The organism is Sphingomonas sp. Leaf407 (genome assembly GCF_001425385.1).
In the GTDB taxonomy this organism is placed as follows: Bacteria; Pseudomonadota; Alphaproteobacteria; order Sphingomonadales; family Sphingomonadaceae; genus Sphingomonas.
In genome coordinates this window covers 489,312-509,770 of sequence record NZ_LMQO01000001.1, presented here as the reverse complement: position 1 = coordinate 509,770, position 20,459 = coordinate 489,312, and the positions used below count along the sequence as shown (strand labels likewise).

16 protein-coding genes are annotated in these 20,459 nt (G+C 67.3%); 11 read left to right on the top strand and 5 right to left on the bottom strand.

Annotated elements, in window-relative coordinates:
- Window positions 1–85 precede the first annotated feature (85 nt).
- On the bottom strand, window positions 86–211 hold the full coding sequence (gene ykgO, locus ASG37_RS02360) for a type B 50S ribosomal protein L36 (RefSeq protein ID WP_055755695.1): 126 nt from the start codon (window positions 209–211) through the stop codon (window positions 86–88).
- Between the two features lie 187 nt (window positions 212–398).
- Here ykgO and ASG37_RS02355 point away from each other — a divergent pair, with 187 nt between their 5' ends.
- The 5 genes from ASG37_RS02355 (at window position 399) to ASG37_RS02335 (ending at window position 4,707) form a co-directional block, all read left to right on the top strand.
- Entirely contained in the window at window positions 399–1,016 is a 618-nt protein-coding gene (locus ASG37_RS02355; protein ID WP_235525102.1) for a DUF4136 domain-containing protein, read from the top strand.
- Between the two features lie 2 nt (window positions 1,017–1,018).
- Window positions 1,019–2,137 (top strand): M14-type cytosolic carboxypeptidase, encoded by a 1,119-nt coding sequence (locus ASG37_RS02350; RefSeq protein WP_414887927.1) that lies wholly within the window; start codon window positions 1,019–1,021, stop codon window positions 2,135–2,137.
- A 120-nt stretch (window positions 2,138–2,257) separates the two neighbouring features.
- On the top strand, window positions 2,258–2,944 hold the full coding sequence (gpmA, locus tag ASG37_RS02345) for a 2,3-diphosphoglycerate-dependent phosphoglycerate mutase (RefSeq protein ID WP_055755684.1): 687 nt from the start codon (window positions 2,258–2,260) through the stop codon (window positions 2,942–2,944).
- Between the two features lie 222 nt (window positions 2,945–3,166).
- Window positions 3,167–3,652 (top strand): 5-(carboxyamino)imidazole ribonucleotide mutase, encoded by a 486-nt coding sequence (purE, locus tag ASG37_RS02340; protein ID WP_055755682.1) that lies wholly within the window; start codon window positions 3,167–3,169, stop codon window positions 3,650–3,652.
- On the top strand, window positions 3,649–4,707 hold the full coding sequence (locus tag ASG37_RS02335; RefSeq protein WP_055755680.1) for a 5-(carboxyamino)imidazole ribonucleotide synthase: 1,059 nt from the start codon (window positions 3,649–3,651) through the stop codon (window positions 4,705–4,707). The genes purE and ASG37_RS02335 overlap by 4 nt, the downstream gene beginning before the upstream one ends.
- Window positions 4,708–4,834: 127 nt before the next feature.
- Here ASG37_RS02335 and ASG37_RS02330 read toward each other — a convergent pair whose 3' ends face one another.
- On the bottom strand, window positions 4,835–6,892 hold the full coding sequence (locus tag ASG37_RS02330; protein WP_055755678.1) for a S9 family peptidase: 2,058 nt from the start codon (window positions 6,890–6,892) through the stop codon (window positions 4,835–4,837).
- Window positions 6,893–7,329: 437 nt separating this feature from the next.
- Here ASG37_RS02330 and ASG37_RS02325 point away from each other — a divergent pair, with 437 nt between their 5' ends.
- Window positions 7,330–9,126, top strand: coding sequence for an aminopeptidase P family protein (locus ASG37_RS02325; RefSeq protein WP_055755676.1), 1,797 nt, complete (start codon window positions 7,330–7,332; stop codon window positions 9,124–9,126).
- A gap of 122 nt (window positions 9,127–9,248) precedes the next feature.
- On the opposite strand, the gene ASG37_RS02320 is transcribed toward ASG37_RS02325, so the two are convergent.
- A complete protein-coding gene (locus ASG37_RS02320) occupies window positions 9,249–10,277 on the bottom strand; it encodes a LacI family DNA-binding transcriptional regulator (RefSeq protein WP_055755674.1) in 1,029 nt (342 codons plus the stop codon).
- A 169-nt stretch (window positions 10,278–10,446) separates the two neighbouring features.
- On the opposite strand from ASG37_RS02320, the gene ASG37_RS02315 reads away from it, so the two are divergent.
- On the top strand, window positions 10,447–11,343 hold the full coding sequence (locus ASG37_RS02315) for an ROK family protein (protein WP_055755672.1): 897 nt from the start codon (window positions 10,447–10,449) through the stop codon (window positions 11,341–11,343).
- A 13-nt stretch (window positions 11,344–11,356) separates the two neighbouring features.
- On the top strand, window positions 11,357–12,151 hold the full coding sequence (locus ASG37_RS02310; RefSeq protein ID WP_055755670.1) for an IclR family transcriptional regulator: 795 nt from the start codon (window positions 11,357–11,359) through the stop codon (window positions 12,149–12,151).
- On the opposite strand, the gene ASG37_RS02305 is transcribed toward ASG37_RS02310, so the two are convergent.
- Together ASG37_RS02305 and ASG37_RS02300 are read right to left on the bottom strand one after the other, a co-directional pair.
- The gene (locus ASG37_RS02305) at window positions 12,130–12,348 is read right to left on the bottom strand and encodes a hypothetical protein (protein ID WP_055755668.1); all 219 of its coding nucleotides are present in this window, start codon (window positions 12,346–12,348) and stop codon (window positions 12,130–12,132) included. The genes ASG37_RS02310 and ASG37_RS02305 overlap by 22 nt on opposite strands.
- Before the next feature lie 65 nt (window positions 12,349–12,413).
- Window positions 12,414–14,702 carry a glycoside hydrolase family 3 N-terminal domain-containing protein gene (locus ASG37_RS02300; RefSeq protein ID WP_055755667.1) on the bottom strand — a complete coding sequence of 763 codons (2,289 nt, stop codon included), beginning with the start codon at window positions 14,700–14,702 and terminating at the stop codon, window positions 12,414–12,416.
- A gap of 170 nt (window positions 14,703–14,872) precedes the next feature.
- Between ASG37_RS02300 and ASG37_RS02295 the strand changes: the two genes are divergently transcribed.
- The 3 genes from ASG37_RS02295 to ASG37_RS02285 all read left to right on the top strand — a co-directional run bounded on the left by ASG37_RS02295 (window position 14,873) and on the right by ASG37_RS02285 (window position 20,356).
- Window positions 14,873–15,901, top strand: coding sequence for a LacI family DNA-binding transcriptional regulator (locus ASG37_RS02295; protein ID WP_055755665.1), 1,029 nt, complete (start codon window positions 14,873–14,875; stop codon window positions 15,899–15,901).
- Window positions 15,898–18,885, top strand: a complete 2,988-nt coding sequence (locus tag ASG37_RS02290; RefSeq protein ID WP_055755663.1) for a TonB-dependent receptor domain-containing protein — start codon at window positions 15,898–15,900, stop codon at window positions 18,883–18,885. The genes ASG37_RS02295 and ASG37_RS02290 overlap by 4 nt, the downstream gene beginning before the upstream one ends.
- Before the next feature lie 73 nt (window positions 18,886–18,958).
- A complete protein-coding gene (locus ASG37_RS02285) occupies window positions 18,959–20,356 on the top strand; it encodes a glucoamylase family protein (protein ID WP_055755661.1) in 1,398 nt (465 codons plus the stop codon).
- Window positions 20,357–20,459: the final 103 nt, after the last annotated feature.

Sequence of the window (20,459 nt, the reverse complement as noted above, 5' to 3'; positions counted from 1 at the left end):
ATTCATGCGAAAGGGCGCGGCCGCCATGCCGGCAACCGCGCCCTTTCGTGCGACCGGCCGGGGACGATGCCCCGGCCGCCGTGCATCAGCCCTGGCGGGCCTTGAAGCGACGGTTGGTCTTGTTGATGACGTAGATGCGGCCGCGACGGCGGATCACGCGGTTGTCCCGGTGGCGATCCTTGAGCGACTTCAGCGAATTGACGATCTTCATGGTTTCGGCTCTCAACACGGCAAAAGGGCCGCTCGCACGGCCGGAAACGAAGCGTCGCCTATCGGCCGGTATCGGATTCGTCAAGCGTCCGGGCAAATTTGACCACCGAAACGCTACCGCAATGAACCCAATCGCCCGCTCTGCACGTTGAACCGCACGAAAAGCGCTGAAAACGGGACGAATGGACATGAAGCGGACGATCGGACTGGGCCTTGCCGCACTGGCGGCCATCGCGACTTCGGGTTGCGCCACCACCGGATCGGGTATCGCCCCGGTCGATGTGACGCGGTTCCACCTGAACCAGCCGATCGCGCGCGGCAGCTTCTCGGTCGAGCCGCTGTCGACCAACGCCGTCGTCAGTCCCGAATTCCAGACCTATGGCGAAGCAGTGGCCCGCGAGATGACGAAGCTGGGCTTTGCGCGTGGGGCCTCGGGCAGCGGCGACATGATCGTCGCGGTGGCGTTCACCCGCGCGTCGCGCGGTTTCGTCGAGCAGCGCCCGCCGGTGTCGATCGGCGTCGGCGCGGGCGGCGGCGGGGGCGGCTGGCGCGGCGGTGGCCTGGGCGTCGGTGGCGGCGTGGGCTTCGGCCTTGGCGGCGGGGGCCAGCGCGAGGTCGTCGGTTCCGAACTGGCGGTGCAGATCCGCCGGCGCAGCGACGGCACCACTATCTGGGAAGGCCGCGCGCTGACCAGCTCGCTCGAACGGACGGCGGGGGCGCAACCGGTATTTCAGGCCGACCGGTTGGCGAATGCGTTGTTCCGCAACTTCCCAGGCGAGTCGGGAATCACTACCACGGTGAAATGAGCATCAGCATCAGCATCAACGCCGCGTTCGACAGCGGCAACATCCGTGTGGTCGCTTGCCAAGGCGACGTGATCGACCTCGAGATCGTCGCCGACCATCTGTCGGACTTCTATCAGTGGTTCCACTTCCGCATCGCCGGGGCGCGGGGGCGGACTCTCACCTTCCGCATCGTGAATGCCGGGGGTGCCGCCTATGCGTTTGGCTGGCCGGGCTATCGCGCCCGGATGAGCACTGATCTTCATGCGTGGCGGCAGGTCGAAACCGGCTATGCCGATGGCGTGCTGACCTTCACCGCTACGATCGACAGTGAACTGGCATGGTTCGCCTATTTCGCGCCCTACACCCTCGAACGGCACGACGATCTGGTCGCGCGGATCGCCGCGAAGCCGGGGGTCGCGCACCGCGAATTGGGGCAAAGCCTCGACGGGCGGGCGATCGATTATCTGACGCTCGGCACCGGCCCCCGCCAGGTGTGGGCCTATGCCCGGCAGCACCCCGGCGAATCGATGTGCGAATGGTTCATGGAAGGGCTGCTCGAACGGCTGACCGATCCGGGCGATGCGATCGCCGCCGATCTGCGCGAGCGGTTTACCTTTCACTGCGTGCCGAACATGAACCCCGACGGGTCGTATCGCGGACATCTGCGCACCAATGCGGCCGGCGTGAACCTCAACCGCGAATGGCATGCGCCCACGGCGGAGCGCAGCCCCGAGGTGCTGTGCGTGCTGGGCCGGATGGACGAAACCGGGGTCGACATCGCGATCGACGTGCATGGCGACGAGGCGATCCCCGCCAATTTCATCGCCGGTTACGAGGGGATTCCCAACTGGACCAATGAACATGGCGCACGCTTCACCGCGTTCGGCGCGGCATGGGCGGCGGCCACCCCCGATTTCCAGACGAAGCTCGGCTATCCGGTCGCAGCGGCAGGGCGCGCCAATCTGGCGATGTCGACCAACCAGGTCGCCAACCGCTTCGGCGCGCTCGCCATGACGCTGGAGATGCCGTTCAAGGATCATGACGAGAACGCCGATCCCGAATTCGGCTGGTCGCCCGAACGCTCGAAGGCGCTGGCGCATGACTGGCTGGAGGTTCTGGCAGAATTCGAGCAGGCGGGCTGATCGGGCGTCCCTCCGCTTCTTGACAACGGAGAAGAGCAAGCCGACGCGACCGACTTCAACCGGTTCCTCTGCCGGACGCTTTAGGCTAGGCGGACGGCCGACAACTGCAACGGAGGTTCCATGCCCACGCTCGTCCTGATCCGCCATGGCCAGTCGGCCTGGAACCTCGAGAACCGCTTCACCGGATGGTGGGACGTGAACCTGACCGAACAGGGCGAGGCGGAAGCCAAGGCGGCGGGCGAGTTGCTTAGCGCCAAGGGCCACGACTTCGACCAGTGTTTCACCAGTTTCCAGACGCGGGCTATCAAGACGCTGAACCTCGCGCTAGAGGCGATGGGCCGGTTGTGGCTGCCGGTGGAGAAGGACTGGCGGCTGAACGAGCGGCATTATGGCGGTCTCACCGGGCTGGACAAGGCCGAGACAGCGGCGCTGCACGGCGATGCGCAGGTCAAGGTATGGCGCCGCAGCTTCGACGTGCCGCCGCCGTTGCCCGAAGCCGACAGCCCGTGGGACCTGTCGGCCGATCGCCGCTATGCCGGAATCGACATTCCGCAGACCGAGAGCCTGAAGGACACGATCGACCGCGTGCTCCCCTATTGGGACAGCCGGATCGCGCCCGAACTGAAGGCGGGCAAGCGGGTGCTGATCTCGGCGCACGGCAATTCGCTGCGCGCGCTGGTGAAGCATCTTTCGGGCATTCCCGACGACGAGATCACGGGCCTCGAAATCCCGACCGGGCAGCCGATCGTGTACGAGCTGGCCGACGATCTGACGCCGACCGACCGCTATTATCTGAACGAGCGGTAAGTCTCGTTTTTCGTCATTCCCGCGCAGGCGGGAATCCATAGACGCAACGTCGGTGGCTTGAACCGCAGCGTCAGTGTGTATGGATTCTCGCCTGCGCGGGAATGACGATGGATGGGAGGACGCCTTACCGACCCAATACGCGGAACGTTGTACGCTCCCCGCTTGCCCTGCCCCGCCCCCTTGCCTAAGCAGCGCGCTTCTCCAAGCGCTACGGGCCAAGCAATGAACGACGCACCGCTGGTCGGCATCATCATGGGCAGCACTTCCGATTGGGAGACGATGGCCCATGCCGCCGAGATTCTCGGCAAACTGGGCGTGGCGCATGAGACGAAAGTGGTGTCGGCGCACCGCACTCCCGCCCGGCTGGTCGACTATGCCACCACGGCGGTATCGCGCGGGCTGAAGGTCGTGATCGCGGGCGCGGGCGGCGCGGCGCATCTGCCGGGCATGGTCGCGTCGATGACGCGGTTGCCGGTGCTGGGCGTGCCGGTGGAATCCAAGGCGTTGAAGGGCATGGATAGCCTGTTGTCGATCGTGCAGATGCCCGGCGGGGTGCCGGTGGGGACGCTGGCGATCGGCAAGGCCGGGGCGATCAATGCCGGGCTGCTCGCCGCCTCGATCCTCGCGACCGCCGATCCGGCGCTGGCCGAGCGGCTGGATGCGTGGCGCGCGGCGCAGACCGATGGCGTGGCGATCGACCCGCGATGAGCGTGCTGCCCCCCGGTGCCACGATCGGCATCATCGGTTCGGGCCAGCTCGGCCGGATGATCGGCATGGCGGCGGCGCAGCTCGGCTATCGCATCCATGTCTATGCGCCCGAGACGGGGCCGGCGAACGACGTGGCGTTCACCCATAGCCGTGGGGCGTATGACGACATCGACGCGCTGCGGGCGTTTGCGCGCCAAGTCGACGTCGTCACCTATGAGTTCGAGAATATCGCCGCCGCGCCGATCGCGGCACTGGGCGACAAGGTGCGTCCCTCCGCGCAGTCGCTGGAGATCGCGCAGGACCGGGTGCGCGAGAAGCGCTTCGTCGAGGCACTGGGCGGCACCCCGGCGCGCTGGGCCGAGGTAGCGGATCGCGCCGCGCTGGACGCGGCGATCGCCAGCGTCGGATGCCCGGCGGTGCTCAAGACCACGCGCTTCGGCTATGACGGCAAGGGGCAGGCGCGGTTGATGGCGGCGGGCGATGCCGATGCGGCGTGGGACGCGATCGGCGGCGGGCCGGCGGTGCTGGAAGCGTTCGTCGATTTTTCCGCCGAGTTTTCGGTAGTGCTGGCGCGGGGGAGCGATGGCGCGATCGCGATGTATCCTTCACCGGCGAACGTCCACAAGGACGGCATTCTCGACACCTCGACCGTGCCCGCCCCGGCGATCGAGCCGTGGCGCGCACAGGCGGAGGCGCTGGCGGCCAAGGTCGCCGAGGCGCTCGACCATGTCGGCGTGCTGACGCTGGAGTTCTTTTGCGGACCCGACGGAGCGGTGTTCAACGAAATGGCACCGCGCGTGCACAATTCGGGACACTGGACGATCGAGGGTGCCGAAACCTCGCAGTTCGAGAACCATGTGCGCGCGGTGCTGGGCCTGCCGCTGGGCGGGGTCGGCATGACCGCCGAGCGTGCCGAGATGACGAACCTGATCGGCGACGATGTCGCGGCATGGCCCGCGCTGATGGCCGAGAGCGGCGCGCATCTCCACCTGTACGGCAAGCGCGAGGCGCGGCCGGGGCGCAAGATGGGGCATGTGACGCGGATCGAGCGGTAAACCGCTCTCCCCTTCGTCGCTCCCGCGAAGGCGGGAGCCCATAGACGCAGCGGTCGTGATCTAAGGCGGAACGGCAGCGTGTATGGATTCCCGCCTTCGCGGGAATGACGAAGGAACGGTGGAGGTCTTACCCCTCCACCCCCAGTTGCCACAGCACGAACGCCATTTCCTCCGCCGCCTCGCGCAAGGATTCCCAGCGGCCGGACTTGCCGCCGTGGCCCGCGCCCATGTTGGTCTTGAGCAGCAGGACATTATGGTCGGTCTTGGTCGCGCGAAGGCGGGCGGCCCATTTGGCCGGTTCCCAATAGGTCACGCGGGGATCGTTCAGCCCGCCCGAGATGAACACCGGCGGATAACCCTGCGCGGTGACGTTGTCATAGGGGCTGTACGAGGCGATCAGCTCGAACGCCGCCTTGTCCTCGATCGGGTTGCCCCATTCGGGCCATTCGCCCGGCGTCAGCGGCAGGCTGTCGTCGAGCATGGTGTTGAGCACATCGACGAACGGCACGCTGGCGACGACCGCGCCCCATAGCTCGGGATCGGAGTTCATCACCGCGCCCATCAGCTCGCCGCCCGCCGATCCGCCGGCGATGGCGATCCGGCCCTTGTCCGTGAAGCCCAGCTCGATCAGCCCCTTCGCCACGTCGACGAAATCGGTGAAGGTGTTGGTCCGCTTGTCGAGCTTGCCGTCGAGATACCATTGCTGGCCGAGATCGTCGCCGCCGCGGATATGGGCGATGGCAAACGCCATGCCGCGATCGAGGAACGACATGCGGCTGGTCGAGAAGCCCGGCGGGATCGCATAGCCATAGGCACCGTAGCTGTAGAGATAGAGCTTGCCGGTGCCGTCACGCGGAAAGTCCCTGGGATACACCACCGAACACGGGATGGCGGTGCCGTCGCGCGCGGGGATGTTGAGCCGTTCGGTCGCGTATTTCGCCGGGTCGTAGCCCGAGGGGATCGTCTGCACCTTGCGCACGGTCAGCTCGCCCGAGGCGACGTCATAGTCGTAGACGGTGCCCGGCGTGACCATCGATTCATAGCCGAGCCGCAGCGTGTCGACGGCATATTCGGGATTGTCGCCAAGACCGACGACGAAGCTCGCTTCGGGAAAGTCGATCGGCTTGGGCGCGCCGCCGGCATAGTCGTGGAGGCGAATCTGGTCGAGGCCGTCCAGCCGCCCCTCGATCACGAAGAAACCGGCGAAGGTGGTCACCCCCGTCATGTAGAAATGCGGGTCGGCAGCGATCACCTCCTCCCATACGTCCGGGGTTTCCAGCGCGGCTTTCGCGAGGCGGAAGTTGGGGTGGGTGTCGTTGGTGTGGATGTAGAGCGTGGCGTCATGCTCCTCCACGTCATATTCGACATGTTCCTCGCGCGCGCGGACGAGGATCGGGGCGGCGGTCGGATCGTCGGCGGGGATCAGATACACCTCGCTAGTAACGTGATCGCCCGCCGAGATGACGAGGAAGCGGCGCGATTGCGTCTCGCCGACCGATACGCGCCAGCCCTCGTCGGCCTCATGATAGAGTTCGATGTCCTGATCGACGGGCGTGCCGATGCGGTGGAGCCGGGCGTTGTCGGTGCGCCACTGGTCGTTGGCGAGGCCGTAGAGAAAGCCGGTCGAATCGGCGGTCCACACCAGTTCGGACAAAGTGCCGGGGATGGTGTCGGGCAGCAGTTCGCCGGTGGCGAGGTCCTTCACCCGCGCCTCGAACCGTTCGCCGCCGTCGTTGTCAATCGCATAGGCAAGCAGCCGGCCATCGGGACTGACCGACAATGCGCCCAGCCGGAAATATTCTTTGCCGTCGGCGAGTGCCGGTTCGTCGAGGATCAGTTCGTCGTCACCACCCGCGACGGGTTTGCGCCACCAGCGGCGATATTCGCCGCCGGTCTCGAAGTCGGACCAATACCACCAGTCGCCGTCGCGCTGGGGGACGGTGGCGTCGTCCTCCTTGATCCGCGCCCGCATTTCCTTGAACAGCGTGTCGACCAGCGGAGCGTGCGGGCGCATCACCGCATCGAAATACTCGTTCTCGGCCTTGAGGTAGGACAGCACGTCCTCATCCTCGACCTTGGGATAATTCGGGTCGCGCAGCCAGTTCCACGGGTCCTGCACGGTGATGCCGTGATGGTCGTAAGCATGGGCGCGCTGTTCGGCGATGGGCGGGATCGGGTTCGTCATGGCGCGTCATTTGGGGCGGGTGGTTCGGGAAGTCGAGGCGTCTTGCCGGGTTTTGGTTCACGCGACGGCGTGAAGGGCGCGAAGAAGGTTGGTTCACGCGGAGGCGCGGAGACGCGGAGGAAAGAAGAAGGAGGGATGGTCGCGCAGAGGCGCAGAGATCGCCGAGGGAAGGCGTTCGCGGTGACGTTCGCCGCGACAGCGGCTGTCACTCCTGCGGCAACCGCAGGCTTGCGGGTTCCGCTGACGCGGAACGGTCCAGCGGATACGCCTTCTCTGCGATCTCTGCGCCTCTGCGCCTCTGCGCGAAAAATCCTTCTGCTGCTTCTTTCCTCCGCGTCTCCGCGCCTCCGCGTGAACCCACCTGCTTCTTCGCGCCCTTAGCGCCTTCGCGTGAACCAATCTTCCGCACCCCTGCCCCGGATGGTATCGCCCGTGACATGATCGACCATCACGCCCGCCTGACCGCCCTTCGTGCCCACCTCGCAAAGCAAAACCTGACCGGCTTCGTCGTGCCGCTGACCGACGAGTTCATGAGCGAATATGTCGGCGCCTATGCCCAGCGGCTGGAATGGCTGACCGGGTTCAAGGGGTCGGCGGGCAGCGCGGTAGTGCTGCGCGATACCGCCGCGATGTTCACCGACGGGCGCTATACGTTGCAGGTGCGCGAGCAGGTCGATGGCGACGACTGGCAGTTCGTGCAGGTGCCCGCGACCGCGATGACCGACTGGCTGGCGGCGAACACGGTCGAGGGCGACCGGATCGGTTACGATCCGTGGCTGGCAACGACCGGCTGGGTCGTGGCGGCGGACGCCGCGCTGGGCGCGAACGGCGCGGCGCTGGTCGCGGTCGACGCGAACCCGATCGACGCGCTGTGGGAAGACCGCCCTGCCCCCTCGCCCGCCGCGATGAGCGTATACCCGGACGACCTCGCCGGGCGGACCTCGGCCGACAAGCGCGCGGGGATCGGCGAGTGGCTGGGCGAACGGCGTGCCGATGCGGTGGTGCTGTCGGCGCTCGATTCGATCGCATGGGTCTTCAACGTGCGGGGCGAGGATGTCGCGCGAACGCCGGTGGCGCTGAGCTATGCGATCGTCCGGGCCGATGGCACCGCCGAGCTGTTCGTGGCCCCCGGCAAGGTCGGCGAGGACGTCGCCCGGCATCTGGGCAATGCGGTGACGGTGCGCGACATCGCCAGTTTCGCGGACGTGCTCGGCCGGTTCGCCGGCAAGCGCGTCGCCGCCGATCCCGACCGCGCGGTCGCCGCGATCCATGGCGCGCTGAGTGCCGGCGGTGCCACGATCGTCGCGACACGCGATCCGAGCGTGCTGGCCAAGGCGATCAAGAACCCGGTCGAGATCGCGCATCACCGCGCCGCGCAAGCGCGCGACGGGGCGGCGATGGTCCGCTTTCTCAAATGGTTCGAGGAAACCGCGCCCTCGGGTACACTGACCGAACTGTCGGCGTCGGACCGGCTGGAGGCGATCCGCGGCGAAACCGGCCTGCTGCGCGACCTGTCGTTCGACACGATCAGCGCGACCGGAGCCCACGCCGCCAGCCCGCATTACAAGGCGACCGTCGAGAGCGACGCGCCGATCCTGCCCGGCCAGCTCTACCTGATCGATTCGGGCGGGCAATATCAGGACGGCACGACCGACATCACCCGCGTCATGCCGGTGGGACCGGTGTCCGACGAGATGCACGACCGCTTCACCCGCGTGCTCAAGGGCCATATCGCGATCGATACCGCCGTGTTCCCCGACGGCACGCTCGGCGGGCATATCGACGGTTTCGCCCGACGGCCGCTATGGGAAGCGGGGCTCGATTACGCGCATGGGACGGGCCACGGCATCGGCGCGTTCCTGTCGGTGCATGAAGGGCCGCAGCGGATCGGCGCACCGAACTATCCGGGTGGCGGGCCGCTCGAACCGCTACGCGCCGGCATGATGCTGTCGAACGAGCCGGGCTATTACAAGGCGGGCGAATACGGCATCCGTATCGAGAATCTGCTGCTGACGGTGGAGCGCGACATTCCCGGCGGCGACCTGCCGATGCTGGGGTTCGAGACGCTGACCTTCGTGCCGATCGAACGCTCGCTGATCGTGCCCGCGCTGCTGACCGGGGCCGAGCGGGCATGGGTCGACGCCTATCACGCGAAGGTCGCGGCGCTGCTGGTGCCGTTGCTCGATGGCGAGACGGCGGCATGGGTCGAGGCGAAGTGCGCGCCGCTGGGTTGATCTGACTCCCCTCCCTGACAAGGGAGGGGTCGGGGGTGGGTCGGCCTGCGAGGGAGCGGTGCGTCCGCCACGGACCTACCCACCCCCAGCCCCTCCCTTGTCAGGGAGGGGAGCAAGTATCGTCAGGCCGAGTCGCGTTCCACCAGCACCGGGGGCAGGACCAGCGATGGCGCATCCTCTCCCGCGATGCGGCGGAACAGCGCGTCGATCATCGCATTGGCGCCGGTCGCGAGGTCCTGTCGCACCGTCGTGATGCGCGGCACCGCGCTGATCGCGATCGGCAGGTCATCATAGCCGACCACCGGCATGTCGTCCGGCACGCGGATGCCGCGATCCGCCAGCACCCGCAGCGTCGTCATCGCGATCACGTCCGACGCGGCGGCGATGCCGTCGATCGTGCCGCCGACCCGGTCGAGGTGGCCGGCGATCTCCTGCTCCATGATGTCCGAGGCGAGGTGCGTGTCGAGCTGGACCGGCGGATGGTCGATCCCCGCCGCCGCCATCGCCTGCGCCACGCCGTCGTAGCGGTCGCGGATTTCGGGCGCGCGCATCTCCCCCAGAAAGGCGACCCGGCGGCAGCCGCGCGCGATCAGCCGCGCGCCCGCCAGCCGGCCGCCGGCGACATTGTCGGTGCCGACCGCGCAATGCACCTGCCCGTCGAGGTTGCTGCTGCCCCATGCGACCAGCGGGCGATAGCGTTCGGCGACCCGCTCGATCGTCGGGATCTGGTCCGACTGGCCGATCAGCAGCACACCGTCCATCATCCCCGAATCGACGATCTGTTCCAGCCAGTCGGCGGCATCGGGAATGATGCGCGACAGCATCAGGTCATAGCCATTCTCGGTCAGCCGGTCGGCGAGAAAGCCGAGCATCGTCATGAAGAACGGGTCGGACAGATGCTGGCGCCGTTCGTGCCCCAGCGGCACGACGATGCCGATCACCCCGGTGCGCTGCGTCCGCAGCCGGCTGGCCATCTGGTTCGGGCGGAAACTATGTTCGGTGGCCAGCGCCTGGATCCGGTCGCGCGTCTCGGCATTCACCAGCGACTTGCCGGCCAACGCGCGCGAAACGGTGCCGGCGGACACCCCCGCCAGCCGGGCGAGATCGGCAATGGTCCGCACGCGAGGGGTCGTGGATCGATTTTGCTCCATCCCCATGCTTGTACGAGAAAATATCGCCGTGCGCCTAGCGAAAATCTTTGCGGTGCGGCAAAGCGTACAATCGTTTGCAGTATCCGATATGCCATCGTGTACGGTAGGCGTACTTGCCGGGGGCCCGGCGGGTGCGCCACTATCGGCAATAACAGGGAGAGGAAGCATCATGGGCAGCGAAGCCGTCGTCGCGGGCGTCGAACTGGGCGGCACGAAATCGATCGCGGTGATCGGGCGGGGTCGGGAAATCCTGGCGCGGTATCGCGTGCCGACGACGACCCCCGGGGAGACGCTGGGCGCGCTGTCGCGGCAACTGGCGGCGTGGCGGACCGAATATCGACCGCGTGCGATCGGCATCGCCAGCTTCGGGCCGGTATCGGTGCGCGAGGGCGTCATGCTGCCCACCCCCAAGCCGCACTGGGCCGGGGCCGATATTGTCGGGCCGCTGGCGGAAGGGTTCGGCGCGGTCGCGTTCCATACCGATGTGACCGGCGCGGCGCTGGGCGAAGGGCGGTTCGGCGCGGGCGTCGGACTGTCCGACTTCCTGTATGTCACGGTCGGCACCGGGGTCGGCATGGGGCTGATCGTCGGCGGCCGGCCCGTCACCGGCATGATGCACCCGGAAGCCGGGCATATCCGCGTGCGCCGCAGCCCGGGCGACGATTTCGCCGGCGCCTGCCCCTTCCATGGCGACTGCCTCGAAGGGCTGGTCAGCGGCCCGGCGATCGCGGCGCGGTGCGGGCATGGCGCGCATCTGCTCGCCGTCGACGATCCGCGTTGGATTTATATCGCCGATGCGCTGGGCGAGGCGTTCGCGACCCTGTTCCTGACGCTGTCGCCGGCGCGGATCATCGTCGGCGGCGGCGTGGGGCTGGGGCAGCCGCATCTGCTCGACCTCGTGCGGACGCGCACGGTCGCGGCGCTCGGCGGGTATCTCGGCTATGTCGATGCGGGCAATATCGGCGAGCGGATCGTGCCGGCGGCGCTGGGCGACGAGGCCGGGCCGCTCGGCACGCTGGTGATGGCGCAGGACCGCATCGCCGCTGGACCGGGCGCGGCGGGGTGATAAGGACCGCGCGATGAGCGAGCCGACCGACGAACCCTCCACCGCATCGCGCGGTACGCAGACGCTGATGCGCGGCCTCGATCTGGTCGAGGCGCTGCGCGACGCGCCGCTGCGCGTCGCCGAACTGGCGCGGATGCTGGGGCTCAGCCGGACGACCACCCACCGGCTGGCGGCGGCATTGGTCGAGCGCGGCTATGTCGCGCAAGGAGAGAAGGGCCAACTGACGCTGGGGCCGATGCTGCTGCAACTGGGGTTCACCGCGCATCGCCGGATCGACATCGTCCGCGTCGCCCGCGCGCGGATGGAGGCGCTGTCGGCGGATAGCGGGCTGTGCGTGTTCCTCGGCCGGCGCGAGGGCGATCATTCGCTCCACCTCGACCGCGCGGCGGGGCGGCAGCGGCTGGAAGTATCGACCCGGCCGGGCGACCGGCGGCCGGTGGCGCAGACCGGGATCGGCAAGGCGCTGCTGTTCGACGAGGACGCCGCCGGGCTGGCGCGGCTGTATCACGCCGTCCGCCCCGGTACGGAGGATGCGGCGGTCGAGGCATGGGTCGCCGACATGCGCACCAATGCGCGGCGGGGGCACGTGATCCACGACAGTATCGGCAACGACGGCATCCGTTCGGTCGCCGCACCGATCCGCGACGTGACCGGCGGGATCGTCGCCGCGATCGGCATCGCCACCGCCGCGCAATATCTGACGCAGGACAAGGTCACGGCGATCGGCCCGCAGGTCGCGGCGACCGCGCAGGCGATCAGCCGCGACCTCGGCTATGACGACGCCGGTCAGTCGGTCCCGGCGGCCTGATTGTCGGCCCCGCCGGGGCCGCCGTGATAATCCTTCAACGTCTGACCGCCATCGAACCGGCCACCCTCCTTGCCCGTCTGCGGGTTGGGATAGGCCTCGCCGTTCGACTGACCGCCCGAGGGGGTCGAATTGACGCCGTCGGGCTTCGCCGCGCCCTTTTCGCCGGGCATCGCCTGATTGGGTTGCTTGTCGGTCATCGGGGCATCCTTCGTGTCTGGTTACCGCTCTAACGCGCGGGCAGACGCGAAGGATGCCCGATGCTTCAGGCGACGGTGAAGCTGCCGTTCACCCCCTCGGCTTCGGCAGACGGCGCGATCCACAGGCGGAAGCTGCCCGGCTCCGTCACCGGCCGGTTGGCGGTGCCGATGAAGGCGAGGTCGGCGGGTTTCAGCGTGAACGTCACCAGCTTCGATTCACCGGGCGCCAGCGTGACGCGCTGATAGGCTTTCAGCTCGCGCACCGGGCGGGTGATGCTGGCGGCGACGTCGTGGATGTAGAGCTGCACCACTTCGGTCGCGGCGCGGGTGCCACTGTTGGTGACGCGGGCGCGCACGCTCAGCGTGCCGTCGAGCGCCATCCGCCCGCCGCCGAGATCGAGGTCGCTGTACGCGATCCGGCCATAGGTCAGGCCATGGCCGAACGCGAACAGCGCGGCGTTCGGCCCTTCTCGATACCGTGCCTTGTATTCGGCAAGCGGCCCCGGCGGATTGGGCCGGCCGGTGGTCTTGTGCGCATAATAATAGGGCGACTGCCCGGTCGCATAGGGGAAGCTGACCGGCAGGCGCGCCGAGGGTGACATGTCGCCGAACAGGATGTCGGCGGTCGCCGGGCCGCTCTGCGAGCCGAGGAACCAGGTGACGAGGATCGCCCGCGCGTCCAGCACCGGCTTTTCCAGCACCATAGCCCGGCCGTTGCGCAGCAGCACGACGGTCGGCTTGCCGGTGGCAAGCACTGCCTGCGCCAGATCGAGCTGCGCCTGGGGCACGCCAATGTCGGTGCGCGACTGCGCCTCGCCCGACATGCGTTGCGATTCGCCGATCGCCAGCACGACGATGTCGGCAACGGCGGCGGCGCGGACCGCCGCGTCGATGCCGCCGGGAATCGGATCGGTGATGCCCGATCCATCGACCGCGCTGACCAGCGCCGGATCGGCGACGGCCGCGCGCACCCCGGTCAGCAAGTCGACCGCCTCGGCGTCCGATCCATAGACGTTCCACGTCCCGATCAGCTCGCGCTGGCCCTGCACGAACGGGCCGATCAGCGCGATGCGCTTGCCCGTTTTTGGCAGCGGCAACAGATCGCCGTCGTTCTTGAGCATCACGATCGACTTCGCCCCCGCCTCGCGCGACAGCTTGAGGTGTTCGGGGGTGCGCACCCGCGTCTTTTCGCGGCGCGGATCGATGCGGCGGAACGGGTTGTCGAACAGCCCCAGTTGCACCTTCATCGCCAGCACGCGCCGCACCGCCTGGTCGAGCCGTGCCATCGGCACCTCGCCCTTCGCGACCAGATCGGGGAGATGCGTAAGGTAGAAGCCCGACTGCATCGACATGTCGACGCCGGCCATGAACGCCAGTTTCGTCGCCTCGCGTGCGTCCGCCGCGAAGCCGTGGGCGATCAGTTCCTCATCGCCGGTATAATCGGAGACGACGAGGCCGCTGAACCCCCATTCCTTGCGCAGCACGGTGTCGAGCAGCCACGGATTGGCGGTGGCGGGCACGCCCGACAGTTCGTTGAACGACGCCATCGTCGTCGGCGCGCCGGCGGCGAACGCGGTCTGGAACGGCGGGAAATAGGTTTCGCGCAAAGTCCGTTCGGACACGTCGACGGTATTATAGTCGAGCCCGCCCTCGCCCGCGCCATAGGCGGCGAAATGCTTGGCGCAGGCGGCGACCGCATCGTCGGCCATCAGCCCGCGCCGGCCCTGAAACCCACGCACCCGCGCCTCGGCCATGACCTTGCCAAGCAAGATGTCCTCGCCCGCCCCCTCGATCCCGCGACCCCAGCGCGCGTCGCGGGCGATGTCGACCATCGGCGCGAAGGTCCAGTCGATGCCGGCGGCGGATGCCTCGACGGCGGCGGCGCGCGCGGTGCGCTCGGCAAGGTCGGGGTCGAAACTGCCCGCTTCGGCCAGCGGCATCGGGAACACGGTGCGGAAACCGTGGATGATGTCGGCGGCGAACAGCAACGGCACCTTGAGGCGCGCCTCGCGCATCGCCACCGTCTGCATCCGCCGCGCCATTTCCGCGCCATTGCCGTTGAACACGCCGGTCAGCTTTCCGCCACGCACCTGCGCCAGTTGTTCGTCGAACGTCGCGGTCGCGCCGATCGGGTTCAGCGCATTGGCCGCCCCCCCGGCCCATGCGGCAGCCATCAGCGTCAACTGCCCGGCCTTTTCCTCGACCGTCATCTGGCCGATCAGCGCCTCGACCGACGCCGGCAGCGCGGTGGTGGCCCCTTGCGCCAGCAGCGCGCGCGCGGGCGATGCCTGCCATGCGGCGACGGCGCCTGCGCCCATCATCAGTGCGCGCCGCGAAATGCGGATGTCTTCCATGCGATCCCCTCTCCTGCCTGCCCGCCGGCCTGTCAGCGGCGGCGATGCGAATCCTGGTTGAAGCCCGTTGTAGTTTGATGTAACCGGTTACATCAAGAGCGATCGGCATCCGGCCGACGAAAAGCCGCTGGTACGAATCGCAGCGGCGCAGGGAGTGGATTGCAAAGGCGATGGCGAATGCCACGATCCGCGATGTAGCCCGGGTGGCGGACGTGTCCGTCGCATCGGTATCGCGCGTGCTGAACGGCCTGACCAACGTCCGCCCCGCGCTGCGGGAGAAGGTGGAGGCCGCCGCCGCGCAACTCGGCTATATCCCGCATGCCGGGGCACGCTCGCTCAGCCTCGCGCGGTCGAACGCGATCGGCGTGGTGCTGCCCGACCTGCACGGCGAATTCTTCTCCGAACTGCTGCGCGGCATGGACCGCGAGGCATCGGCGCGCGGCCTGCAACTGCTGCTGTCGAACATGCACGACGATCCGGCACGCGGGATCGAGGCGCTGCACACGATGCGCGGCCGGGTCGACGGGCTGGTGGTGATGGCCCCGCATATCGATCCCGACCGGCTGTTCGGCCATATGCCCGCCGGCGTCCCCACCGTGCTGGTCAACTGCGCGCCGCATCACCAGCCCCGCCCCGAACTGCGGATCGACAATGTCGCGGGCGCGCGGATGATGGTCGACCATCTGGTCGCGACCGGGCGGCGACGCATCCTGCATCTGGCCGGCCCGGCGGGCAATATCGACGCCGACGAACGGGTCGCGGGCTACTGCGCCGCGATGGCCGACGCGGGCCTGGAACCGATGATCGAGCGCGGGACCTTTCTGGAGGAATCGGGCGTCGCGGCGGCGGAACGGCTGATCGCGCGCGACGGCGACGTCGATGCGGTATTCGCCGCCAACGACATGATGGCGATCGGCCTGTTGATGACGTTCCGGCGCGCCGGAATCGACGTGCCCGGCCGCATCGCGGTCGCGGGATTCGACGACGTACCGCTCGCCCGCCTGATCTCGCCCGCCCTCACCACCTTGCGCATCGACATCGCGCGGCTGGGCGAACGCGCGGTCGCGCGCCTGATCGACCTGATCGGCGGCGGCGACGACTGCTCCATCGAACATCGCGCACCGGTCCTGGTGGTGCGTGAGACAACGACATCCAGGGACGGCCCGGACCCACGGGCAGCAAGGGGAATATTTCCATGAAGAAGTCGATGTTCCGCGCGGCGCTGGTCGCCGCGACGACGCTCGCCAGCGGCATGGTGGCCATCGCGCCGGCCGCCGCGCAGACGACGACCGCGTCGATCCGCGGCACGGTGCGCGATGCGTCGGGTGCGGCGGTGGCGGGGGCGAGCGTCGTCGCAACCTCGGCCGGCACGAACCAGAGCTATCGCGCCACGACCGATGCCAACGGCCGCTACACGCTGAACGGCATCCGTCCGGGCGGCTATGCGATCGCGATTACCGGCCCGAACGGCGAAAGCGCGTCGCAGGAAGCGACCGTCGGCATCGCCCAGTCGGCCAGCCTCGACATCACGCTGGGCGCCGCCGCCGCCCCGGCCGCCGACGGCACCGCCGCCGCTCCTGCGGCCGAAGGTGACGACAGCGACGTCATCGTCGTGACCGGCAGCCGCCTGATCGAAAGCCGGACCAGCGAGATCGCGACCAACGTGACGCAGGAACAGCTCCGCACCCTGCCGCAGACCGATCGTAACTTCCTGTCGTTCGCAGCGCTCGCGCCGGGCGTCCGCTATAACGACAGCGAAACCAACAAGGGGTTTCAGGCCGGCGCCTCGACCGCTTCGCAGGTCAATGTCTTCATCGACGGCGTGTCGCTCAAGAACAAGCTGCGCGAAGGCGGCGTGGCCGGGCAGCAGAACAGCCGCGGCAATCCGTTCGGCCAGTTGGCAGTGCAGGAATTCCGCGTCCTGACGCAGAATTACAAGGCCGAATACGAGCAGGCCGGATCGGCGATTATCACCGCCGTTACCAAATCGGGCACCAATGATTTCCATGGCGAAGTCTTCGGTCAGTACACCGACCGCGGTTTGACCGAGCGCAGTTACCTCGACCGCATCAATGGCCGCGACAAGCCGGCGTTCGAGCGCAAGCAATATGGCGTGTCGCTCGGCGGGCCGATCATCAAGGACAAGCTGTTCTTCTTCGGCGCGTATGAAGGCAACGATCAGGACCGCGCGTTCATCGTCGACTCCACCGGCACGGCGGACAATATCCGCGCGTTCGAGGCTGCATCGGGCCGCCGGATCAGCGAGTTCGAAGGCAATTTCGTCAGCCCGTTCCGGGGCGATTTCTACTTCGGCAAGCTGACCTTCACGCCGGACGACGCGCAGACGTTCGACTTGTCGTACAGCCGCCGCGAGGAAACCGACATCCAAGGGTTCGGCGGCAACGTTGCCTATGAATTCGCGGAGAACAAGCGCAACACGGTCGAGACGTATCTGCTGAAATGGACCTATCGTGGCGACAGCTTCATCAATGAAGTCAACCTCAACTATCTGAACTATAATTTCAGCCCGACGTCGCTGAATCCGGGTCAGTCGAGCTTCAACTATGACACGGTGTTGCAGTTCGGCGGGCGCGAGGCATCGCGGCGGGAAATCCAGCAGGGCTATACGCTGCGCGACGACTTCACCTATTCGGGTATCGACAATCACGCGATCAAGGTCGGCGCGCGGGTCGAGGTGACGGACATCGAATTCTCGAACCTCGCCTTCCTGCAACCGGGCTATACCTTCCGCATCGATACGGTCGAAAACCCCAACACCAACCTCGCCAACGACACCGATTTCAGCTTCCCCGCCGAGGCGCGGCTGGGGCTGGGGAACGGCACGGTGCGGGGGTCGAACACGCAGGTCGGCCTGTACGTCCAGGACGACTGGGACGTGACCGACCGGCTGCAACTGAACCTCGGCCTGCGCTGGGATTATGAAACCAACGGCAACAACAATGATTTCGTGACGTCGGCGAACGCCGCAGCGGCGCTCCGTGCGTTGCCCGCGACCAGCTATTTCGATCCCGAAAACTACATCAGCACCGGCAGCAATCGCAAGCCGTTCGCCGGGGCGTTCGCGCCGCGCTTCGGCTTCTCCTACGACATCAAGGACGACGCCACGACCGTCGTGTTCGGCGGGTTCGGACGCTATTATGATCGCAACAACTTCAACAACACCGTCGACGAACAGTCGCGGACGATCAACCCGATCGGCGTGTTCCGCTTTTCGCGCGATGGCCAGCCGCGCAACGGACTGCAGACCGTCGTCTGGAATCCGCGCTACCTGACGCGCGAGGGGCTGCTCGAACTGCGTGCCACCTCGACCAGCGGTACGCCGGAGTTGTTCGCGGTCAAGAACGACACCAAGCCGCCGGTCAACGATCAGGTCAGCCTCGGCGTGCGCCAGCAGGTCGGCCGGTGGCAGTTCGCCGTGACGGGATCCTATCAGCGTGGCCGCAACGGCTATACCAACCTGTTCGCCACGCGCCAGAACAACGGGATTGGTCCGTGCTGCACCACCGCGCCGCTGGTGCCGTTCGGCTTCTCGAACGCGCTGATCGGCTATGACGGGCTCGATACCCGGTACAAGGCGCTCTACGTCACCGCCGACAAGCCCTATACCCAGACGTCGGGCTGGGGCGTGAACATCGCCTATACGCTGTCGAAGGGCGAGCAGAACGGCGGCGATCTCTTCAGCCTCGATGCCGTCACCCCCGACGATTACGGCTGGCGGCCGCGCGACGGCGACGAACGGCACCGGCTGGTCCTGTCGGGGATCGTCGACCTGCCGCTGGGCTTCCAGTTCTCGACGCTCAGCACGTTTGGCAGCGGTCAGGCGTTCCGCGTCACCGACGGCACGAACGGCGCGACCTCCGGCTTCAACGAGTTCAGCGCACGCTATCCCGACAAGAACTGCATCAAGGGCGTATTCGCGTTCTGCGAGGTGAACCTGACGCTGGCGAACAAATTGAAGATTTTGGGCGGCGAGACGGAGATCGCGGTCGATCTGCTCAACGCCTTCAACAACAACAACTTCTCGGGCTTCGACGACTTCTTCAACAACCAGGTCAACCCGGCGACCGGCCGGCCGGTCGACACGCTCGATTCGGCGCGAATCGGCCGCGACCTGCTCACCCTGCCCCGGCGCATCCAGTTCCGCGTCGGCTATCGCTTCTGATCTTTCCCTTCCTGCCGGATCGGGCGCCCCCCTTGCCCGATCCGGCTTTTTTATATGGACGTAAGGCCAGCCCATGATCGACCGCCGCCACTTCCTCGCCGCCGGCAGCGCCGCGATCGTCGGGGCATGCGCCGCGCCGGGCGGCATGGGCGCGCTCGCCACCCCCGATCTTCTGTCCGACGTGCAGGAACGCGCGTTCCGCTTCTTCTGGGACACGACCGATCCCGTGACCGGGCTGGCGCCCGATCGCTGGCCGACGCCCAGCTTCGCCTCGATCGCGGCGGTCGGCTTCGCGCTGACCAGCTATGGCGTCGGCGAAAAACATGGCTGGATCACCCGCGACCAAAACCGCGACCGCACGCTCGCGACGCTGGAATTCTTCGCGCGCGCGCCCAGCGGCCCTGCCGCGTCCGGCACCAGCGGGCACAAGGGCTTCTTCTACCACTTCCTCGATGCGAAGACCGGCACGCGCTTCGGCCGGACCGAATTGTCGACGATCGACACATCGCTGCTGCTGGGCGGCGTGCTGTTCGCGCAAAGCTGGTTCGATCGTGCCGATCCAAAGGAATCACGGATCCGGGCATTGGCCGAACAGCTTTACCGGGCGGTCGAATGGGACTGGATCACGCCGCGTGGCACCTTCGTGTCGATGGGCTGGCATCCCGAAACCGGGTTCATCCGGTCGGACTGGGATATTTATAACGAGGGCATGATCCTCTATGTGCTGGCGCTAGCCAGCCCAACGCATCCGCTGCCGCCGGCGACATGGGCCGCGCTGACGAAGCGGTTCGAGGCGAGCTGGGGCAATCGCTGGGGCGAACCGCATTTGCAGTTCGCGCCGCTGTTCGGCCATCAGTACAGCCATATGTGGGTCGATTTCCGTGGCATCCGCGATTCCTATATCGCGTCCAAGGGCATCGATTATTTCGAGAACAGCCGCCGCGCGACCCATGCCCAGCGCGCCTATGCGATCGAGAATCCGGGTCGCAAGACGGGGTATGGCGCGGATTGCTGGGGGCTGACCGCCTGTGATGGTCCGGGCGACTTCACCGTGACCATCGATGGAAGCCCACGCGAGTTCTTCAGCTATTCGGCACGCGGTCCGGGCGAACGCGACGATGGCACGATCGCGCCCACCGCCGCGCTCGGATCGATCGCGTTCGCGCCCGAGATCGTCGAGCCGATGATCGCGAAGCTGCACGCGCGCTATGGCGCGGGCATCTATGACCATTATGGCTTTCGCGATTCGTTCAACCCGACGCTGACCCGCAGCGACCGGCCGTTGCAGCATGGGCGGATCGTGCCGGGTATCGGCTGGGTCGACGGCGATTATCTCGGCATCGATCAGGGGCCGATCGTGCTGGGGATCGAGAACCGCCGGTCGGGAATGATCTGGGAGGTCATGCGCCGCAATCCGCATATCCGGCGCGGGCTGGAGCGGGCCGGATTCACCGGGGGCTGGCTGGCATGATGCTGCCATGGTTGCTGGCGTGACCGCGCGCCCGGCGGTCGCCGACGGGCTGCATGTTCCGGTACGCCCCGGTCCAATCGCGATCGTGATGGAACGCTAGGCG